The 20574-nt window shown below is 63.8% G+C and carries 16 protein-coding genes; 13 read left to right on the forward strand and 3 right to left on the reverse strand.

The window, feature by feature from the left end; genetic code table 11:
- Window positions 1–15: 15 nt before the first annotated feature.
- Entirely contained in the window at window positions 16–678 is a 663-nt protein-coding gene (locus tag LB568_RS23680) for a YggS family pyridoxal phosphate-dependent enzyme (RefSeq protein ID WP_224731379.1), read from the reverse strand.
- 156 nt (window positions 679–834) lie between these two features.
- Here LB568_RS23680 and leuS point away from each other — a divergent pair, with 156 nt between their 5' ends.
- The 3 genes from leuS to LB568_RS23695 all read left to right on the forward strand — a co-directional run bounded on the left by leuS (window position 835) and on the right by LB568_RS23695 (window position 6832).
- Entirely contained in the window at window positions 835–3459 is a 2625-nt protein-coding gene (gene leuS, locus LB568_RS23685; protein WP_224731380.1) for a leucine--tRNA ligase, read from the forward strand.
- Window positions 3446–4039: an LPS assembly lipoprotein LptE gene (lptE, locus tag LB568_RS23690; protein ID WP_224731381.1), complete on the forward strand. Its 594-nt coding sequence runs from the start codon at window positions 3446–3448 to the stop codon at window positions 4037–4039. The genes leuS and lptE overlap by 14 nt, the downstream gene beginning before the upstream one ends.
- Window positions 4040–4261: 222 nt before the next feature.
- Window positions 4262–6832: a DNA translocase FtsK gene (locus LB568_RS23695; protein ID WP_224731382.1), complete on the forward strand. Its 2571-nt coding sequence runs from the start codon at window positions 4262–4264 to the stop codon at window positions 6830–6832.
- A 69-nt stretch (window positions 6833–6901) separates the two neighbouring features.
- Here LB568_RS23695 and fsa read toward each other — a convergent pair whose 3' ends face one another.
- A complete protein-coding gene (fsa, locus tag LB568_RS23700; RefSeq protein WP_023766039.1) occupies window positions 6902–7558 on the reverse strand; it encodes a fructose-6-phosphate aldolase in 657 nt (218 codons plus the stop codon).
- 90 nt (window positions 7559–7648) lie between these two features.
- Between fsa and LB568_RS23705 the strand changes: the two genes are divergently transcribed.
- From LB568_RS23705 to LB568_RS23745, 9 genes are all read left to right on the forward strand, one after another.
- Window positions 7649–9832 carry a primosomal protein N' gene (locus LB568_RS23705; protein ID WP_224731383.1) on the forward strand — a complete coding sequence of 728 codons (2184 nt, stop codon included), beginning with the start codon at window positions 7649–7651 and terminating at the stop codon, window positions 9830–9832.
- A 49-nt stretch (window positions 9833–9881) separates the two neighbouring features.
- Window positions 9882–10577 (forward strand): aspartate/glutamate racemase family protein, encoded by a 696-nt coding sequence (locus LB568_RS23710; RefSeq protein WP_224731384.1) that lies wholly within the window; start codon window positions 9882–9884, stop codon window positions 10575–10577.
- A gap of 96 nt (window positions 10578–10673) precedes the next feature.
- Window positions 10674–11069 (forward strand): DUF4345 family protein, encoded by a 396-nt coding sequence (locus LB568_RS23715; RefSeq protein ID WP_013892428.1) that lies wholly within the window; start codon window positions 10674–10676, stop codon window positions 11067–11069.
- Between the two features lie 246 nt (window positions 11070–11315).
- Complete coding sequence (locus LB568_RS23720) at window positions 11316–11876, forward strand: F0F1 ATP synthase subunit delta (RefSeq protein WP_224686977.1); 561 nt, start codon at window positions 11316–11318, stop codon at window positions 11874–11876.
- A complete protein-coding gene (atpA, locus tag LB568_RS23725) occupies window positions 11876–13405 on the forward strand; it encodes a F0F1 ATP synthase subunit alpha (protein ID WP_224731385.1) in 1530 nt (509 codons plus the stop codon). The genes LB568_RS23720 and atpA overlap by 1 nt, the downstream gene beginning before the upstream one ends.
- Before the next feature lie 32 nt (window positions 13406–13437).
- Window positions 13438–14322, forward strand: a complete 885-nt coding sequence (locus tag LB568_RS23730) for a F0F1 ATP synthase subunit gamma (RefSeq protein WP_013892431.1) — start codon at window positions 13438–13440, stop codon at window positions 14320–14322.
- 70 nt (window positions 14323–14392) lie between these two features.
- Entirely contained in the window at window positions 14393–15967 is a 1575-nt protein-coding gene (gene atpD, locus LB568_RS23735; RefSeq protein WP_224731386.1) for a F0F1 ATP synthase subunit beta, read from the forward strand.
- A gap of 103 nt (window positions 15968–16070) precedes the next feature.
- Window positions 16071–16478 (forward strand): F0F1 ATP synthase subunit epsilon, encoded by a 408-nt coding sequence (locus tag LB568_RS23740; protein ID WP_013892433.1) that lies wholly within the window; start codon window positions 16071–16073, stop codon window positions 16476–16478.
- A gap of 61 nt (window positions 16479–16539) precedes the next feature.
- Window positions 16540–17406, forward strand: a complete 867-nt coding sequence (locus LB568_RS23745; RefSeq protein WP_224731387.1) for a hypothetical protein — start codon at window positions 16540–16542, stop codon at window positions 17404–17406.
- Between the two features lie 51 nt (window positions 17407–17457).
- Here LB568_RS23745 and LB568_RS23750 read toward each other — a convergent pair whose 3' ends face one another.
- On the reverse strand, window positions 17458–18987 hold the full coding sequence (locus LB568_RS23750; protein WP_224731388.1) for a mannitol dehydrogenase family protein: 1530 nt from the start codon (window positions 18985–18987) through the stop codon (window positions 17458–17460).
- Between the two features lie 95 nt (window positions 18988–19082).
- Between LB568_RS23750 and uxaC the strand changes: the two genes are divergently transcribed.
- Window positions 19083–20543 carry a glucuronate isomerase gene (gene uxaC / locus LB568_RS23755; protein ID WP_263497188.1) on the forward strand — a complete coding sequence of 487 codons (1461 nt, stop codon included), beginning with the start codon at window positions 19083–19085 and terminating at the stop codon, window positions 20541–20543.
- Window positions 20544–20574: the final 31 nt, after the last annotated feature.

Consider the following 20574-nt stretch of genomic DNA (forward strand, 5'->3'; position numbering starts at 1 on the left):
TGGTGCCGTGCGGGACTAACGACTGCCGAAGATCGCTGAACCGACCCGGACGCTGGTGGCGCCGAAAGCGATCGCCGTCTCGTAGTCGCCGGACATGCCCATCGAGAGTTTGGCGACGCCGGCTTCCTTGCCGAGCTTTTCCAGCAAAGCGAAGTGCGGGCCGGGGTTCTCGTCGGCCGGCGGGATGCACATCAGGCCTTCGATGGCTAGGCCGTGGACGTCGCGGCAGCGGGCGACGAAGGCGACCGCCTCGCGCGGCTCGATGCCGGCCTTCTGCGGTTCCGAGCCGGTGTTGACCTGGACGTAGAGCTTTGGCGCGCGGCCTTGCCGGGCGATCTCCCTGGCGAGTTCGGCGGCGATCTTTTCACGGTCGACCGTCTCGATGACATCGAACAGCGCGACGGCCTCCCTGGCCTTGTTCGACTGCAGCGGGCCGATCAGGTGCAGCTCGATGTCCGGGAAAGCGCCTTTCAGCGCCGGCCACTTGCCTTGCGCCTCCTGCACGCGATTCTCACCGAAGACGCGCTGGCCGGCCTCGATGACCGGGCTGATGTCGGCGGCCTCGAAGGTCTTGGAGACGGCGACCAGCGTCACCGCACCGGCTTCGCGGCTAGCCTCGCTCTCGGTCGCGGCAATCTTCGCCTTGACCGCAAAAAAACGCTGAACGGCGTCGCCCATCTGCAAATCCTGCTGTTTTGGCCCGCGTTTTTGACCGACGCGATGCCCATATGGTTGACGGGTTTGCCAAACCATGGTGAACACCCGGACCACATTCCCTGAACTGCCGAGCTTGTCGCCCGCAGTCCGTGCATGCTTTTAAGTGAAAAACGTCCCATGGCAACCGAACGATACAATCCGCGCGCATCAGAACCCAAATGGCAGAAGGCCTGGGCTGCCAAGAAGCTTTTCGAAGCGCACAATGACGATCCGCGCCCGAAATACTACGTGCTGGAGATGTTCCCCTATCCGTCTGGGCGCATCCATATCGGCCACACCCGCAACTACACGATGGGCGACGTAGTGGCGCGTTACAAGCGGGCCAAGGGCTTCAACGTGCTGCATCCGATGGGCTGGGACGCCTTCGGCATGCCGGCCGAGAACGCGGCAATGCAGAACAAGGTCCATCCCAAGGAATGGACCTACCAGAACATCGCCACCATGCGCGAGCAGCTCAAGGTCATGGGCCTGTCGCTGGACTGGGCGCGCGAATTCGCCACCTGCGACGTCGACTATTATCACCGCCAGCAGATGCTGTTCCTCGACTTTGTCGAGAAGGGCCTGGTGACGCGCAAATCCTCCAAGGTCAACTGGGATCCGGAGGACATGACCGTGCTCGCCAACGAGCAGGTCATCGACGGGCGCGGCTGGCGCTCGGGCGCGCTGGTCGAACAGCGTGAGCTGACGCAATGGTTCTTCAAGATCACCGACTTCGCCCAGGACCTGCTGGATTCGCTGGACGGGCTCGACGAGTGGCCCGAGAAAGTGAAGCTGATGCAGCAGAACTGGATCGGCCGCTCGGAAGGCCTGCTGATCCGCTGGCCTTTGGCCTCCGACATTGCCGGCGAACACGAGCTGGAAGTCTACACGACGCGGCCCGACACCATCTTCGGCGCTTCCTTCATGGCCATCGCCGCCGATCATCCGCTGGCCAAAAAGGCGGCCGAGACCAATCCGGCACTGGCGAAGTTCATCGACGAGGTCCGCCATATGGGCACGTCGGTGGCGGCGCTGGAGACGGCCGAGAAAAAGGGTTTCGACACCGGCATCCGCGTCGTCCACCCGTTCGACGACAGCTGGACGCTGCCTGTCTACGTGGCCAATTTCGTGCTGATGGAATACGGCACCGGCGCCATCTTCGGCTGCCCGGCGCATGACCAGCGCGACCTCGACTTCGCCAACAAATATGGCCTGCCGGTGGTGCCGGTGGTGATGCCGGAAGGCGAGAATCAGGCGACCTTCCAGATCGTCGACGTGGCCTATGGCGACGATGGCGCGATGATCAATTCGCGCTTCCTCGACGGCATGAAGCCGGGCCAGGCCTTCGACGAGGTGGCGAAGCTCCTGGAGCAGAAGACGATCGGCAACCGGCCAATGGCCGAACGCAAGGTGAATTTCCGCCTGCGCGACTGGGGCATTTCGCGCCAGCGCTACTGGGGCTGCCCGATCCCGATGATCCATTGCGAGGATTGCGGCGTGGTGCCGGTGCCGAAGGCGGACCTGCCGGTCAAGCTGCCCGACGACGTCGATTTCGACCGGCCGGGCAATCCGCTCGATCGTCATCCAACCTGGCGGCATGTGAAGTGCCCGCGATGCGGCAAGGACGCGCGGCGCGAAACCGACACGATGGACACGTTCGTCGATTCGTCGTGGTATTTCGCTCGCTTCACCGCGCCCTGGGCCCACGAGCCGACCGATCCCAAGGCGGCGAACGAATGGCTGCCGGTCGACCAGTATATCGGCGGCATCGAGCACGCGATCCTGCACCTGCTCTATTCGCGTTTCTTCACCCGCGCCATGCGCGAGGCCGGCCATGTCGATCTGGCCGAGCCGTTCAAGGGTCTGTTCACGCAAGGCATGGTGGTGCACGAAACCTATCGCGTCGGGTCGGCATCGAACGGCCGCTGGCTGGCGCCGACCGAGGTGCGGCTGGAGGAAGCCGACGGCAAGCGCCGCGCCATCGAGATCGCCACCGGCGAGGACGCGACGATCGGCCCGCTCGAGAAGATGTCGAAGTCGAAGAAGAACACGGTCAGTCCGGAGGACATCACCGACGGCTACGGCGCCGATACGGCGCGCTGGTTCATGCTGTCGGATTCACCGCCCGAGCGCGATGTCGAATGGACCGACGATGGCGCCGCCGGCGCGCATCGCTTCATGCAGCGCATCTGGCGGCTGGTATCGACGGCAGCCGAAACGCTGGCAGGCGTCAAGCCGGCGGCGGCCGACAATGGTGAGGCCGGAGCGGTTTCCAAGGCCGCGCACAAGATCCTCAAGGCGGTCGGCGAGGACATCGAGAAGCTCGCCTTCAACCGCGCCATTGCCCGCATCTATGAACTGGCCAATGTGCTGACCGCGCCGCTCAACGACGTGGCGGAAGGCAAGGCCGATCCGGCGATGCAAGGCGCCTGTCGCCAGGCGGTGGAGATCCTGGTGCACCTGATCGCGCCTGTGATGCCGCATTTGTCCGAGGAGTGCTGGGAGGCGCTGGGCGGCACCGATCTGGTTGCCGAACGGCCGTGGCCGGTCTTCGATCCGGCGCTGGTCGTCGACAATGAGGTCACCTATCCGGTGCAGGTCAACGGCAAGAAACGTGGGGATTTGACAATTGCCCGCGACGCGGACCAAGGTGCGGTCGAAAAAGCTGTGCTCGCTCTCGACTTCGTGCAGAAAGCGCTCGAAGGTAAGGCCCCGCGCAAGGTGATCATCGTGCCGCAGAGGATCGTCAATGTCGTTGCCTGACCTTGAGTTGCCTAACCCCGAAAAGACAGAGCTGAGCCGCCTGCTGCGGCGCATCGCGCTTGCCGGCCTTGTCGGCTCGCTCGCACTGGTCTCGGCCTGCCAGGTGCGGCCGCTCTATTCGAACGCGCCGCTGTCCACGGGCTCGACCGCAAATGCCGAGCTGGCGTCGATTGCCGTCAAGCCGGTCAACACACGCTATGCCCAGCAGGTGCGCAACAATCTGATCTTCGGATTTGGGCGCGGCGCCGGCGAACCGGCCTCGCCGCTTTATTCGCTTGGTCTCAGCGTGACCGAAGCCGTCGATTCGGCCGCGCTGGTGCAGGTCCAGACCGATCAGGACGAGCCGACCGCCGGTTCGGTGACGCTGACCGCCAGCTATACGCTGACCGATGCGAAAACCGGCGCCGTCATCACGGTCGGCAAGCGGGCGATCACCTCGTCCTTCGACAGGCCGCGGCAGGAATTTGCCTCGTATCGGGCGCAGATCGACGCTGAAAACCGCGCCGCGCGCGAGCTGGCCGAAGCCCTGCAATTGTCCATCGCCCAGGATCTGGTCCGGCACGGCAAGACGGCTGGCTAACGCCGTTTTTCGTTTCACGCAAAAGCCGAGCCAAGGACGGGCAAAACGCGCCGGCCTCCGGGCCGCCAGCGGCATGTGAATTTTGATCTTCGACGCGCCTCGCGTCGGCCAGGGTCCGGTTTTATTTTCAGCTTTTCCATCGCCCCGGCGCTGCCGACGGGAAGCAACTGTTAACCACTCGCTCCCTATTGCTCAGCAGACGTTTCAGAGTGAGTCTTGAGCATGGAATCCAGGCGTTTTCTCCGGGTCAATTCATTGAAGGCAGCTTCGCCCGATGACCCCGGGGTAAAGCGTTTCAACACCATGAGCGACAAGGCGGACGGCCGGCAGCTCGGTGCGGCCGGAGCCGGTGATTTCGTCGATCTTGGCGGCAACGAAAGCCCAGCCTGGCAAGACTATTTCTTCCTGGCGCCCAATGTGCGGTTTACCCGCACGCCGGACTATGAAGCCAAGACGCGCCATCCGCAGCGCGACCAGATTGCCGCCGAGCAAAGCGAACCGCCGGTCCCACCGGCGCAGCAAGCAAGCGCACGGCCCGCCGCGGCCCCGCCATCCCATGCAGCCACGTCTTCACCATTGCTGAAGAGCCGGAACCCCGTCTTGGACGCCGTCCGCTCGACTGCCGGCAACAGGGGCGCGGTGCTGCAGAGGCCGGCGGGTTCGGCCCCGACATCCGTTACGCCAAGGCATGCTGGCGAACCGGCACGGACCGCTGCGCCTGCGGGGTCAAGGATCGTCGCAACATCACGCGCATCCGCGCCGACCCAGGGGACGGCGGCGCCGGTCAAAACCACTGGCCGCGAAAGAGTGCGTTGGCCCTATCTGTCGGATCACGCCTTTTTCGAGGTCATGGCGCCCTACATGGTCGAGGCTCCGTCGCCGGTGCCGCAAGCCGTCCCGGCGCCGCGCCCGGCCGGGCCGGTCGTCGCCAAACCGGCCGACAGCCACGCCGCGCCCACGGCGGATCCCACCTCGCTGTTCCGCGTCATCGAATGCCTTCCGGGCCTGCAAGCTCCGCCCGCCTCGCCGGACGTCCGTCCGGCCAATTCGAACGAGGCCGAGATCCAGCCGGTGGCGAGCGGCGCGCCGCGACAGGCCCGGACGGCGGCCGCAACTTCCGCCGTCGCGCGCAATGCCGTTCCGGTCCAGGTCGCGCAAAGCCTGGAGGAGACCGTGCAGGCTCCGGCCGGGCGCGCCTCTTCGCCGCTGCCCAAGGTCGGCAAGATCGTGCCGTCCACGACCGGCGAGGCATACGAACTTCCCTCCGAAGAGTTGCTGCAGCAGCCGCCGGAAGGGCAGGGCTTCTACATGTCGCAGGAGCGGCTCGAGCAGAATGCCGATCTCCTGGAAAGCGTGCTGGAGGATTTCGGCGTGCGCGGCGAGATCATCCACGTTCGCCCTGGTCCGGTCGTGACACTCTATGAGTTCGAGCCGGCGCCGGGCGTCAAATCGTCTCGCGTCATCGGTCTCGCCGACGATATCGCCCGTTCCATGTCGGCGATTTCGGCGCGCGTCGCCGTGGTGCCCGGCCGCAACGTCATCGGCATCGAGCTTCCGAACGAGACCCGCGAGACCGTCTATTTCCGCGAGCTGATCGAATCGCAGGGTTTTCGCAAGACCAGCTGCAAGCTGGCGCTTTGCCTCGGCAAGACGATAGGCGGCGAGCCCGTCATCGCCGAATTGGCGAAGATGCCGCATCTGCTCGTTGCCGGCACCACCGGCTCCGGCAAGTCGGTCGCCATCAACACCATGATCCTGTCGCTGCTCTACCGGCTGAAGCCGGAAGAATGCCGGCTGATCATGGTCGATCCCAAGATGCTCGAACTCTCCGTTTATGACGGCATCCCGCATCTTCTGACCCCCGTCGTCACGGACCCCAAGAAGGCCGTCACCGCGCTCAAATGGGCGGTGCGCGAGATGGAGGACCGCTATCGCAAGATGGCGCGGCTCGGCGTGCGCAACATCGACGGCTACAACGAGCGCGCCGCCCAGGCCCGCGACAAGGGTGAGGCGGTCGTCATGACCGTTCAGGCCGGCTTCGAAAAGGGCACCGGCGAGCCGCTCTTCGAGCAGCAGGAAATCGACCTCGCGCCGATGCCCTATATCGTCGTCATCGTCGACGAGATGGCCGACCTGATGATGGTCGCCGGCAAGGAGATCGAAGGCGCGATCCAGCGCCTGGCACAGATGGCGCGCGCGGCCGGCATCCATCTGATCATGGCGACGCAACGCCCCTCGGTCGATGTCATCACCGGCACGATCAAGGCCAACTTCCCGACCCGGATTTCCTTCCAGGTCACGTCCAAGATCGACAGCCGCACCATCCTGGGCGAGCAGGGCGCCGAGCAGCTGCTTGGCCAGGGCGACATGCTGCACATGATGGGCGGCGGGCGCATTTCGCGCGTGCACGGCCCCTTTGTCTCCGACGCGGAGGTCGAGCATGTCGTGGCGCATCTGAAGGCGCAGGGCCGCCCCGAATATCTGGAAACCGTGACGGCCGACGAGGATGAAGAGGAAGACGAAGGCGACCAGGGAGCCGTCTTCGACAAGGGATCCGTTGCGGCCGAGGACGGCGATTCCAGTTATGACGAGGCGGTCAAGGTGGTGTTGCGCGACAAGAAATGTTCGACGTCCTACATCCAGCGCCGCCTCGGCATCGGCTACAACCGCGCCGCCTCACTGGTCGAGCGCATGGAGAAGGAAGGGCTGGTCGGCGCACCCAACCATGTCGGCAAGCGCGAGATCATCATGGGTCGGCGCCCGCCGGCAACCGCCGCCGACGACGCTGACTGATCGGGAGGTCTACGAAGGTCAATAAAAAAGGCCGGTTGCCCGGCCTTTTGGTATCGGATATCGGATCGCTCAGCCGATCTTCTGGCCGGTCTTGGCCCAGTCGGCGAGGAAGGCGGCGAGGCCTTTGTCGGTCAGCGGATGGTTGACCAGCGCCTTCAGCGTGGCCGGCGGCGCGGTGACGACATCGGCCCCAATCAGGGCCGCCTGCTTGACGTGGTTCACCGTGCGCACCGAAGCGGTCAGGATCTCGGTCTGGAAATCGTAATTGTCGTAGATCTGACGGATCTCCTGGATCACCTCCATGCCGTCCGAGCCGGTGTCGTCGATGCGGCCGACGAAGGGCGAGATGAAGGAAGCGCCGGCCTTGGCGGCGAGCAGCGCCTGGTTGGCCGAGAAGCACAGCGTGACATTGACCATGCGGTTCATTTCGGTGCGGATCGTCTTGCAGGCCTTCAGCCCATCGAGCGTCAACGGCACCTTGATGGTGACATTCGGCGCGATTTTGGCCAGCACCTCGGCCTCGGCCATCATGTTCTTGTACTCGGTGGCCACGACTTCGGCCGAAACAGGGCCTTCGACGATGTCGCAGATCTGCTTGGTGACCTCGGAGATCTTGCCGCCCGATTTCAGGATCAGCGAGGGGTTGGTGGTGACGCCATCGAGCAGCCCCAGATCGATCAGCTCACGGATTTCCTTGATGTCGGCGGTGTCGGCAAAAAATTTCATGGCGGTCTCCTGAAGATTTCGGCGTGCTGGGGAAGGCACGTTCAGCGTTGCCCTTTGATCTAGACCAAAGTCGGGGCAAGGTCACGCCTCATGATCGAAGATTCGCCCTTTGTCGCAGCCGCGCCGGTGCTGGTGCCGATGCCTGCAGAACGCCCCTACACCTATGCCGTGCCCGCAGGCATGCACGTCGTGCCGGGCTCGATCGTGCGCGTGCCGCTCGGGCCGCGCCAGGTCGCCGGCATCGTCTGGGATGGCGTGGTCGAGAATATCGACGCGAAAAAGCTGCGTCCCATCGAGCAGGTCTTCGACTGCCCGCCGATCGACCGTTCGATGCGCCGCTTTGTCGACTGGGTGGCGCAGTACACGCTGTCGGCGCCGGGCATGGTGGCGCGCATGCTGCTCCGGGCGCCGGAAGCCTTCGACCCGGAACCGTGGATCGAGGGGCTGCAGCGCACGCTTCTCGCGCCCGACCGGATGACGAGCGCCAGGGAGCGGGTGCTGGAGGTGGCCGAAGGCGGCCTTGCCTGGACGCGCTCCGGCCTCGCCCATGCCGCCGGCGTGTCGTCGACGGTGATCGAGGGACTGAAGGCGCAAGGCGTGTTCGAGACGGTGATGATCCCACCGCGGCCGGTGGTGGCCGCGCCTGATTCCCTGTATGCCGTACCGGAGCTGATGCCGGACCAGAATGACGCGGCATCGATGCTGCGCGCCAATGTCGCGGCCGGCACCTTCAACGTCGCGCTGCTCGACGGTGTCACCGGGTCGGGCAAGACCGAGGTTTATTTCGAGGCGGTGGCGGCCGCCCTCGACCAGGGCAAGCAGGTGCTGATCCTGCTGCCGGAAATCGCGCTGACCCACGCTTTCCTCGAACGCTTCCAGCAGCGCTTCGGCGCCAAGCCCGGCGAATGGCATTCCGACCTGCCGCCAAGGATGCGCGAAAAGGTCTGGCGGCAAGTGGCTGAGGGCACTGTGCGCGTCGTCGCCGGCGCGCGCTCGGCGCTGTTCCTGCCGTTCAAGGAGCTCGGCCTGATCGTTGTCGACGAAGAGCACGACCCCGCCTACAAGCAGGAAGACCGCGTTTTCTATAACGCCCGCGACATGGCGGTCGTGCGCGGCCACATCGGGGGTTTCCCAGTCATGCTGGCGTCGGCGACGCCATCGGTCGAGAGCCGAGTCAATGCGAGCCAAGGCAAATACAACAGAGCCATTCTCTCGGCTCGTTTCGCCGAGGCGGCGCTGCCGCAGCTGAAGTCGATCGACATGCGGCGCGCGCCGCCGGCGCGTGGCGGCTTCCTGTCGCCGGTGCTGCTCGACCATATGCGCCAGACGCTGGAGAGGAGGGAACAATCGCTCTTGTTCCTCAACCGGCGCGGCTATGCGCCGCTGACGCTGTGCCGGGTCTGCGGCCATCGCTTCGGCTGCCCGGTCTGCTCGGCCTGGCTGGTCGAGCATCGCTTTCGCGGCCAGCTGGTCTGCCACCATTGCGGGCACAATGAGCGCCGCCCGGAAGCCTGCCCGGAATGCGGCACGCTCGATCACCTGGTCGCCTGCGGGCCGGGCGTCGAGCGCATCGCCGAGGAGGTGGTCGCGCATTTCCCCGACGCGCGCACCATTGTTTTGTCATCGGACCTGATGGGCGGCGTGCGGCGTCTGCGGCTGGAACTGGAGGCGATCGCCGATGGCGAGGCCGACATCGTCATCGGCACGCAGCTTGTCGCCAAAGGCCACAATTTTCCCAATATGACGCTGGTCGGCGTCGTCGACGCCGATCTCGGCCTTGCCAATGGCGATCCGCGTGCCGCCGAGCGCACCTTCCAGCTGCTCAGCCAAGTGACCGGCCGCGCCGGCCGCACCGGCAAGAAGAGCCTTGGCCTGTTGCAGACCTTTCAGCCCGACCATCCGGTGATGCGGGCGATCGTTTCCGGCGACGCCGAGGCGTTTTACGAGCGCGAGATCGCCGAGCGTGAGCGCGCGGCGCTGCCGCCCTTCGGCCGGCTCGCCGGCGTCATCGTCAGCGCAGTGACGCGGGCCGAGGCCGAGGGCCATGCACGCGGCCTGCGCCGCGCCGCGCCCGAGTCCTCCGATCTGTTTGTGCTCGGGCCAGCCGAGGCGCCGCTGTCCCTGCTTGGCGGCCGCCACCGTTTCCGCTTGCTGATCCAGGGCGAGCGGCGTGCCGACATGCAAGGTTTTATCAGGGCCATGCTGGCCAACGGGCCGAAGCAGCGCGGCTCGGTGCGGGTGCAGGTCGATATCGACCCGCAGAGTTTTTTGTAAGGTCGCGCTTTCAGCGGTAGGCTGTCCCCAGCGAAAAATGGAAGATCACATGAAAACCCTTGGCCTGCTCGGCGGCATGAGCTGGGAATCGACCGCCATCTACTATCGCTTGCTCAACGAGATCGTGCGCGAGCGTCTTGGCGGGCTGCATTCGGCGAAACTGCTGCTGTGGTCGTTCGACTTCGCCGAGATCGCCGAGCGCCAGCATCACGGCGACTGGGAGGGCGCCGGCGTGCTTCTCGTCGAGGCGGCGCGCAAGCTGGAGGCAGGCGGCGCTGAAGGGCTGCTCCTGTGCACCAACACCATGCACAAACTGGCCGGCCAGGTGCAGGCCTCGGTGTCGATCCCGCTGATCCACATCGCCGACGCCACGGCGGTCGCGATCAAACGCGCGGGGATGCAGCGCCCGGCGCTGCTGGCGACGCGCTTCACCATGGAGCAGGATTTCTACAAGGGCCGGCTCGCCGACAAATACGGCTTGCAACCGATAGTGCCCGATGCGGCCGGGCGCGACATGATCCATCGCGTCATCTATGACGAGCTCTGCCAGGGTATCGTCACAGATGCCTCGAAGGCGGCCTATATCGCAGAGACCGAGCGCCTGCGCCGCGAAGAGGCCGCCGACAGCCTGATCATGGGCTGCACCGAGATCACCATGCTGATCGGGCAGCAGGATTTCGACATTCCGGTCTTCGACACGACGCGCATCCACGCCGAGGCGGCGGTCGAGTTCGCGCTCGATTGATGCGCTTTTTCTAAAGTTCAGGGAGCCATCTGGCGTGGCGTTTTTCCTCCGCTAGAATGCGCCACGATTTCAAAACAGGCATTTCGAGGGGACAAGATGGATTTTGCGCTTCCATGGCCGACGAGCCAGGGCGAATGGCTGGCCTGGTCGAGCGCCGTCGTCACCGTGCTGCTCGGCCTTCTGTTTTTCCTGGCGCCGGGCGTGGCCTTCCGTGTCCTGCGCCTGCAGGTCAAACCGGAGAAGGCAGCGGCGATCGCCGAGGGACGCGGCAGGATGTCGGGCTTCTATCTCGGCGTCGGCCTGTGCTGCATCCTGCTGGCGCAGCCGCTGGTTTACATGGCGCTCGGCTTCTCCTGGCTGTTCACCGCCTTCGGCCGCCTGCTGTCGATGATGTCGGATGGCGCCAACACGCCTTTCAATTGGGTTTCCATTGTGGTGGAATTGGCCTTGGCCGCATTGCCGCTCGCCTTTGCCTTCGGCTTTGTGCCCTGAATCCTTAGCTATTCCGGGGCGCGAGGCGGGACTCTTTCGCCAGATGCGACAATAGTGCCTGAAAACCATGCGGAACGACGCATTGCGGTCTTAAAATGCCTGTGCTAGACGGCAATCGACTTTCGGCCGGGGATAGCGGAAGCCGCGCCTCCGTGCTTGGAAAAATGCAGTAAGGTCAAAGATTTAGCCAGAGTTTTTGCTCGCGCCAACAATCTGCGGCCTGTCAGACAAGAGAAAAGACGGTCCGTGGCTCAATCGTCATCGCCAATCTCAGGTGTCGCAGAACGCTACGCGGGTTCGCTGTTCGAACTCGCGCTGCAGGCAAATTCCGTGGCCAAGGTCGAAGCCGACCTCAACAGTTTCGAGGCGATGCTCGCGGGCAGCGCCGACCTGACCCGGCTGATCAACAGCCCGGTGTTCTCCAGCGAGGACCAGGCCAAGGCTATCGCGGCAATCGCCGACAAGGCCGGGATTACCGGCCTCACCGGCAATTTCCTGCGCGTCGTGGCCCGCAACCGGCGCCTGTTCGCGGTACCCGGCATGATTAGGGCATTCCGCCAGATCGCCGCCGAACATCGTGGCGAGACCGCCGCCGAAGTGACGTCGGCTCATGAGCTGACCGCGGCCCAGCAGACCGAACTCAAGGCGGCGCTGAAGAGCGTTGCCGGCAAGGATGTGGCCATTTCCGTCACCGTCGATCCGTCGCTGCTCGGCGGGCTGGTGGTCAAGATGGGCTCGCGCCAGATCGACACGTCGCTCAAAACCAAACTCAATTCGCTCAAGCTTGCACTGAAAGAGGTCGGCTGATGGACATCCGCGCCGCGGAAATTTCCGCAATTCTGAAAGACCAGATCAAGAATTTCGGCAAGGAGGCCGAGGTCTCCGAAGTTGGACAGGTGCTGTCCGTCGGTGACGGTATCGCCCGCGTCTATGGCCTCGACAATGTCCAGGCCGGTGAAATGGTCGAATTCCCCGGCGGCATCCGCGGCATGGCGCTCAACCTCGAAGCCGACAATGTCGGCGTCGTCATCTTCGGCGCCGACCGTGACATCAAGGAAGGCGATACCGTCAAGCGCACCGGCGCCATCGTCGACGTTCCGGTGGGTCCCGGTCTGCTCGGCCGCGTCGTCGACGCGCTCGGCAACCCGATCGACGGCAAGGGTCCGATCAAGGCGGTCGAGCGCAAGCGCGTCGACGTCAAGGCGCCCGGCATCATCCCGCGCAAGTCGGTGCATGAGCCGATGTCGACCGGCCTCAAGGCCATCGATGCGCTGATCCCTGTCGGCCGCGGCCAGCGCGAGCTGGTCATCGGCGACCGTCAGACCGGCAAGACCGCCATCATCCTCGACACGATGCTCAACCAGAAGTCGGTGCACGACAACGGCCCCGAGAAGGAAAAGCTCTACTGCGTCTACGTCGCCGTCGGCCAGAAGCGCTCGACCGTCGCGCAGTTCGTCAAGGTGCTGGAAGAGCGCGGCGCGCTCGAATACTCGATCATCGTCGCCGCCACCGCGTCCGATCCGGCGCCGATGCAGTTCCTGGCGCCGTTCGCCGGCTGCACCATGGGCGAATATTTCCGCGACAACGGCATGCATGCGCTGATCAGCTACGACGATCTGTCGAAGCAGGCCGTCGCCTATCGCCAGATGTCGCTGCTGCTGCGCCGCCCGCCGGGCCGCGAAGCCTATCCGGGCGACGTCTTCTACCTGCACTCGCGCCTGCTCGAGCGCGCCGCGAAGCTCAACGACGATCTGGGCAATGGCTCGCTGACGGCGTTGCCGGTCATCGAAACGCAGGCCAACGACGTGTCGGCCTACATCCCGACCAATGTGATCTCGATCACCGACGGCCAGATCTTCCTCGAAACCAACCTGTTCTTCCAGGGCATCCGCCCGGCCGTCAATGTCGGCCTGTCGGTGTCGCGCGTCGGTTCGTCGGCGCAGATCAAGGCGATGAAGCAGGTTGCCGGCTCGATCAAGGGCGAGCTCGCGCAGTACCGCGAAATGGCGGCCTTCGCGCAGTTCGGTTCCGATCTCGACGCCGCCACGCAGCGCATGCTCAACCGCGGATCGCGCCTGACCGAACTCCTGAAGCAGCCGCAGTTCTCGCCGCTGAAGACGGAAGAGCAGGTCGCGGTGATCTTCGCCGGCGTCAACGGCTATCTCGACAAGCTGCCGGTCAACCAGGTCGGCAAGTTCGAGCACGGCCTGCTCAGCCACATGCGTGCGGCGGGCAAGGACGTTCTCGACGCCATCCGCAAGGAAAAGGCGCTGTCGGACGATCTGCGCGCCAAGCTGAAGGCCGAGATCGACGCTTTCGCCAAGACCTTCGCCTGAGCGAAGCGACAAGACGGGATCAGGTTTGAAGCATGCCTTCATTAAAAGACCTTCGTAACCGTATCGCCTCGGTCAAGGCGACGCAGAAGATCACCAAGGCGATGCAGATGGTCGCCGCGGCGAAGCTGCGCCGTGCGCAAGAGGCTGCGGAAGCGGCGCGCCCCTATTCGGAGCGCATGGGTTCCGTGCTGGCCAACATCACCCAGGCGATCGGCGGCGGCGGCGATGCCCCCGCGCTGATGACCGGTACCGGCAAGGACGACGTGCATCTGCTCGTCGTCTGCACCGCTGAGCGCGGCCTGTGCGGCGGCTTCAACTCGCAGATCGCCCGTCATGCCCGCGACCATATCCGCAGGCTTTTGGCCGACGGCAAGCAGGTCAAGATCATCTGCGTCGGCAAGAAGGGTTTCGATATCCTGCGCCGCGACTATGCCTCGATGATCCTCGAGCGCATCGATCTGCGCGAGGTCAAGACGCTCGGCTTCGTCAATGCCGACGCGATCGCCAAGAAGGTCATCCACCTCTTCGACGAGGGCGGCTTCGATATCTGCACGCTGTTCTATTCGCAGTTCAAGTCGGTGATCAGCCAGATCCCGACGGCGCAGCAGATCATTCCCGCAGGCGTCGCTTCGGCTCCGGCCGAGGCAAATGATGGCGGCAATGCCGTCTATGAATATGAGCCGGAGCCGGGCGAAATCCTTTCCGACCTCATCCCGCGCAACATTTCCGTGCAGGTTTTCCGGGCGCTGCTCGAAAACGCGGCCGGCGAGATGGGTGCCAAGATGAGCGCCATGGACAATGCGACTCGCAACGCCGGCGACATGATCAACAAGCTGTCGATCACCTACAACCGTCAGCGGCAGGCGCAGATCACCAAGGAACTGATCGAAATCATTTCGGGCGCCGAGGCGCTCTAGGCGCGGTCCGGGGCCATTTGGCCCGCGACCGGACCGCGTGAGAAACAAAGGACGAAAAAGGGTAAAGACGATGGCGAAAGCAGCGACCCCCCAGAAGGCAACACCCAAGACGGCAGCCGCGAAGGCCGCAGCCCCCGCGAAGGCTGCAAAGGCTCCGGCGGCAGCCGCGAAGGCGGCTCCGGCCAAGGCCGCTTCGGCCAAGACACCGGCAGTGGCGACCAAGGCAACCGGCGTTGTCGGCCAGGTCCGCCAGGTCATCGGCGCTGTCGTCGACGTTCAGTTCGGCGAACATTTGCCGGCGATCCTGAACGCGCTCGAGACCACCAATGTCGGCAACCGCCTGGTGCTCGAAGTTGCCCAGCATCTCGGTGAAAACACCGTGCGCTGCATCGCGATGGACTCCACCGAAGGCCTGGTGCGTGGCCAGGAAGTGCGCGACACCGGCGCTCCGATCACCGTTCCGGTCGGCCCGGGCATGCTTGGCCGCATCATCAACGTCATCGGCGAGCCGGTCGACGAAGCGGGCCCTGTCGACGCGATCGAGATGCGCTCCATCCACCAGCCGGCTCCGACCTATGTCGAGCAGTCGACGGAAGCCCAGATCCTGATCACCGGCATCAAGGTGCTCGACCTGCTCGCGCCCTACGCCAAGGGCGGCAAGATCGGCCTGTTCGGCGGCGCCGGCGTCGGCAAGACCGTGCTGATCCAGGAACTGATCAACAATATCGCCAAGGCGCATGGCGGCTATTCGGTGTTCGCCGGCGTCGGCGAGCGCACCCGCGAGGGCAACGATCTCTATCACGAGTTCATCGAATCCGGCGTCAACAAGAAGGGCGGCGGCGAAGGCTCCAAGGCGGCCCTGGTCTATGGCCAGATGAACGAGCCGCCGGGCGCGCGCGCCCGCGTCGGCCTGACCGGCCTGACGGTCGCCGAATATTTCCGCGACCAGGGCCAGGACGTGCTGTTCTTCGTCGACAACATCTTCCGCTTCACGCAGGCGGGTTCAGAAGTGTCGGCTCTGCTCGGCCGCATTCCGTCGGCGGTGGGCTATCAGCCGACGCTCGCCACCGACATGGGCGCGCTGCAGGAACGCATCACCACCACCACCAAGGGCTCGATCACCTCGGTGCAGGCCATCTACGTGCCCGCCGACGACTTGACCGACCCGGCGCCGGCGACCTCGTTCGCCCACCTTGACGCGACGACGACGCTGAACCGCGCCATCGCCGAGAAGGGCATCTACCCGGCGGTCGATCCGCTGGATTCGACCTCGCGCATGCTCGACCCGATGGTTGTCGGCGAAGAGCATTACGGTGTCGCCCGCCAGGTGCAGTCGATCCTCCAGCGCTACAAGTCGCTGCAGGACATCATCGCCATCCTGGGCATGGACGAGTTGTCGGAAGAGGACAAGCAGACGGTGGCCCGCGCCCGCAAGATCGAGCGCTTCCTGTCGCAGCCGTTCTTCGTCGCCGAAGTGTTCACCGGCGCGCCGGGCAAGCTGGTCGACCTCGCCGACACCATCAAGGGCTTCAAGGGCCTTTGCAACGGCGACTACGATCACCTTCCGGAAGCCGCCTTCTACATGGTCGGCGGCATCGAGGAAGCGGTCGAGAAGGCACAGCGCCTCGCGGCTGAAGCGGCGTAAGAAGAAGCGAATAGCGAATAGGGAGTAGCGAATAGAGGCAAGGTGAGCCGAGCGAGTTTCTTCACTACTCGCTACTCACTATTCGCTATTCGCTAAATTGATCATGGCTGAAGCTTTCAAGTTCGAACTGGTCTCGCCGGAGCGCCTGCTGGTTTCCGCCGAGGTCGAATCGGTCGTCATTCCGGGCGCCGAAGGCGAGATGACCGTGATGGCGCATCACGCGCCGGTCATGACCACGATCCAGCCCGGTGTCGTCACGGTGAAGAACGCCTCTGGCAGCGAAGAGCGCTATGTCGTGTTCGGCGGCTTTGCCGACATCGTTCCGGCCGGCTGCACGCTGCTGGCGGAATCGGCCGTCGCGGTGAAGGATGTCGATCGTGCCGATCTCGCGCGCCGCATCCAGGAAGCCAAGGAAGATGCCGCAGACGCCAAGGACGACCAGGCGCGCAGCAAGGCCGAACAGTTTCTCAGCCAGCTCACCACGCTGGAAGGCGCCATCCTGCCGGCCTAGTGACCCTGAAGGGCGCCAGGGGCTAACTACCCTGTCGTGCGTGTAGGCGTTTCAAATATTATTGAGATTTGTTATCCTCGGGAAAGAAATTCCGGGGGATATTTTTGTGCTTGGTTTAGACCTTAAAACCTGGCTTGGGTTTGCCTTTGTTGGCGCCTTAGTATCGACCGTTGGGTCGATTCTCGGCATCGTGATAAAGGAGTACTTTATTTCCAGATCTTTCGAGCTTTGGAAGCAAGATCGAGCTCTTGAGCAGATTTACCAAAAGTACAGGGATCCCCTAAAGCTTTCTGCAAGGGAACTGGGGCACCGTCTGATCGAAATTTGTGACACTTACCCCACAGTATTTTTGTCGCAACAAGTTTTCGATTCGCGGCCTGCTAAGCAAGAAAGAAACTGCGATCAGGATCCATACTACCAGCGTTACAAGTTTGTCAGTACCATGTACCGCCTATGTGCCTTTTTGGGATGGCTAGAGCTATATCGCCAAGAGCTCACATTCTACCAAGCCTCTCGGAATCGACACACCGCGAAAGTGGAGAAATCTTTGTCGGCCATAAGATCCGATCTCGCAGACGGTCATATTAACACGGCTAGCGATTGGGATGACTGGCGAGACACGCTTATCTTTCGTGAAGAATTACGCGCAATTGGGGAATCGATGATTGAGAGTAGAGGTTCGGGCAGGTCGATCATCGGGTATGGGCGCTTTGTCGATCTATTAAATAGCGATAGCGCGAACCCGACCAGGTCATGGTCACAGGTTGTTCTTAATTTTTTGCTGGATTTGGAAGTTGGAGGTAAGGATTTCAGGAGAATCCGACTCTGCCGTATTCTCTGCCACCTTGTCGATTTCATCGGGCTTATTGACAAGCGTGATCTTGATGAGCGGCTGGAGGATGCACGTAAGAAATGGAGCGCTGCCTGAGGTTCCCAGTAGGCACTTCTGGTCAGAAACCATTGCCAGTCGGTATCATGGTCATTCGCTTCCTATACCGAGGGCGGCGAAGGCCAGGGTCGGACCATCCCGTCGCAGGTGGACGAGATGCACGGCCACCAGTTCAATCAGCGTCTGGCGCTCGGGGTGATCCCCAGCGAAGCCGGCCAAGTCGAACACCGCCGTCACGGTTTCATTCGCCGGCAGTTGCTGGCTCAAAAGGGCCATCAGCGGCCCGTCGAGCGGATCGGTGAAATGGCCCTCCGGCAAGGTATTACCCCGCGCCGCGCAGGCGGCGATCCAGGCAGCCACCACAAGCGTGAGATGCACAAATTCAGTGCCGGCTTCCATGCACTCCACGGCCGAAGCAACAATACGCTGCGGCAGTTTCTGGCTGCCATCATTGGCGATTTGCGCCGTGCGGTGGGCGAGCGCGGTGTTTGAAAAACGCTCGGCGAGCTCCGCTGTATAGGTCTTGGTGTCGAGCCCGGCATCCTCGGGGAGGGTCGGAATGGCTTCGGCCCATAGCGCGTCGACGAACTGCCTTATCGCCGGATCGGCAAAGGCGCGGTCGACGGTGGCGTGGCCGCTGAGCAGGCCGAGATAGGCGATGGCCGAATGCGCGCCGTTGAGCAGCCTGAGCTTCATGTCCTCGTACGGGGCGACATCCCCGACCATGGTGACGCCGAACTTTTCCCAGGACGGCCGGCCCGCCGGAAAATTGTCTTCGATCACCCATTGGCGGAAGGGCTCGGTCATGACCGGCCAGGCGTCCTCGACGCCGAGCTCGCCGGCAATCCGTGCCCGGTCGGCATCTGTGGTCGCCGGTACGATGCGATCGACCATGCTGGAGGGGAACGCGACCTCCGTGGCGATGTAGCCTGCAAGTCCGGTGCCGCTGGTTGCGCCCGGGCCGGCATCGCGCAACTTGGCGAATTCGATCAGCAAGCGGTGCAACGTGGCGCCATTGGCGGGTAGGTTGTCACAGCACAGCACGGTAAAGGGCGGTGTGCCGGCGGCCCGCCGCCGGGCGAGCGCCTCGGTCAGAAAACCATGCGCCGTCCTGGGTCTTTGCGGATTTGCCAGATCGTGGACGATGTCGGGATGGGCGGCGTCCAGTCCGCCACCCGCTGCCCTCAGATACGCCTTTTCCGTGATGGTCAGCGTGACGATCCGGGTGCGCGGATCGGACAGTGCCGCCAGCACAGCACCGGGGTCTTCCGGCGCCACCAGCATCGAGCCGATCGAGCCGATGACACGGAGCTCCTCCTCGCCGCTGCTGCGGATCGCCAGCGTGTAGAGCCCGTCCTGCGGCGCCAGCGCGTCGCGCGTATCGGGGCTGCGCAAGGAAACGCCGACAATGCCCCAGTCCATTTCTCCGGCCGTCAGGCAGTCATCGACATAGGCTGCCTGGTGGGCGCGATGGAAAGCGCCGACACCGAGATGCACGATGCCCGGGGTGATGCGGCTGCGGTCATAAGAGGGGGGCGCGACCGAGGCCGGCAGCGCTTGTAGCGTTGTGGCGGAGAGGCGTTTGTTCGTCGTGGCGCGGCTTGTCTGGTCGGATGGCATGGATGGCCTCGGCATGGGGTCGGCGAGCGGCGTAACACCCGATCTCTTGCCACACAATGGCTTCAAAAGTCATCATACAACAATCCAATTTTTGTATGTTGACATTATTTCCTGCCGCTCCTACCGATAGCGCCTTCGGGAGGATCATCGTGGCACTGACCAATGCGGATTTGCTGTTTCCAGCCGAGGCGCATCCGCGCTCGATCGCCCGCGATCTCTATGCCGGGATCAAGGATCTGCCGCTGGTCAGCCCGCACGGCCACACCGATCCGCGCTGGTATGCGCTGAACGAGCCGTTCCCAGATCCGGCGCAACTGCTCATCGTGCCCGACCACTACATCTTCCGCATGTTGTGCAGCCAGGGCGTGCGGCTGGAGGACCTCGGCGTGCCGACCCTTGACGGCGGGCCGGTGGAGACCGACGGGAGGACGATCTGGCGCCGCTTTGCCGAGCACTATCATCTGTTTCGCGGCACGCCGACCCGGCTGTGGTTCGACCATGTGCTGGCGGATCTGTTCGGTATCGAAGAGCCATTGAGTGCCGAGACGGCCGACCGCCACTACGACACGATCGCGACTGTGCTGCAGTGGGAGAATTTTCGCCCGCGCGCTTTGTTCGAGCGCTTCAACATCGAGGTCATCGCGACGACCGAAGGCGCGCTCGACGATCTCAAATGGCACCAGATGATCCGCGACAGCGGCTGGGAAGGCCGTGTCGTCACCGCCTACCGGCCGGATGCGGTCGTCGATCCCGATTTCGAGGGGTTCTCGGCCAATCTCGACCGGCTCGGCGAAATCACCGGCTGCGATACCGGCACGTGGGCCGGCTATCTCGACGCGCATCGCCAGCGGCGTGCCTTCTTCAAAAGCTTTGGCGCGACCTCGTCCGATCATGGCCATCCGACGGCCGATACCGCCAATCTTTCCGACGCCGCGGCGCAGGAGCTGTTCAGCCGCATCCGCCGCGGCTCGGACGACGAGCGCGAGCGAAAACTGTTCCGTGCCCAGATGCTGACCGAGATGGCCAAGATGAGCCGGGACGACGGGCTGGTGATGCAGATCCATCCCGGCTCCTGGCGCAACCATTCGCCCGATATCTTTCGGAAGTTCGGGCGCGACAAGGGCTTCGATATCCCGACCCGGACCGACTATGTGACGTCGCTGAAGCCGCTGCTCGACTGCGTCGGGCTTGCGCGCGATCTCACTGTCATCCTCTTCACGCTCGACGAGACCAGCTACGCGCGTGAACTGGCGCCGCTGGCCGGCGTCTATCCGGCGCTGAAGCTCGGGCCGGCCTGGTGGTTCCACGACAGCCCGGAAGGCATGCGCCGCTTCCGCGAGATGACGACGGAGACAGCCGGCTTCTACAACACCGTCGGCTTCAACGACGACACCCGTGCCTTTCCATCTATACCCGCCCGCCACGATTTGGCGCGTCGGGTCGACTGCGCGTTCCTGGCACGCCTCGTCGCCGAGCACCGACTGCGCGAGGACGAGGCGCATGAACTGGCCAAGGAGCTTACCTACACGCTTGCCAAGAAGGCGTACCGGCTCTGAGCCGGGCGCCTTGATTTTAAAGGGAGGAAGT

This window comes from Mesorhizobium sp. B263B2A, assembly GCF_020165775.1.
Lineage (GTDB): Bacteria > Pseudomonadota > Alphaproteobacteria > Rhizobiales > Rhizobiaceae > Mesorhizobium > Mesorhizobium opportunistum.